Annotated in this window: 1 pseudogene; it reads left to right on the top strand. The window is 62.5% G+C overall.

The window, feature by feature from the left end:
• A pseudogene (locus ACWKV5_RS29655) lies at positions 1–390 on the top strand (transposase); the annotation flags it as partial.
• Positions 391–549: the final 159 nt, after the last annotated feature.

Genomic DNA, 549 nt, shown 5'->3' with positions numbered 1-549 from the left:
GCCTACTCGCGCAAGATCGTGGGCTACCGCGTGCATGACAGCCTGCATGCCGAGTCGGTCGCCCGGGCGTTGAAGATGGCGCTGAAGACGCGCCATACGCGACAGCCTCTGGTTCATCACTCGGATCGGGGCATCCAATACTGTTCAGCCGAGTACCAGCGCATCCATCAGCGGCACGGCATCACGTGCTCCATGACCGATGGCTACGACTGCTACCAGAATGCCCTGGCCGAACGGGTCAACGGCATCCTCAAAGGGGAGTTGCTGCTCAAGCGCCCCGCCGACCTAGAGCAGGCCGCACGCATGGTGGCGCAGGCCGTGCATATCTACAACCACGAACGGCCTCATCTGGCCTTGAAATACAAAACGCCCGATGCGGTGCATCGGGCGCTCGGAGACTGAGCACAGTGTCAACCTATGGCAGGACTTGACAGCGATGGCGCTTCGGCCGATCAGCCCTTGGGCCGCTCCAGATACGCCAGCAGCATCTTGATATGCAGCTGTGCGAACGCCTCGTGCTCGTCGGCCGAGGCAATGTCGCGGCCCACC

The organism is Pseudomonas oplopanacis, assembly GCF_057128725.1.
This window is presented reverse-complemented; position numbering and strand designations above follow the sequence as displayed.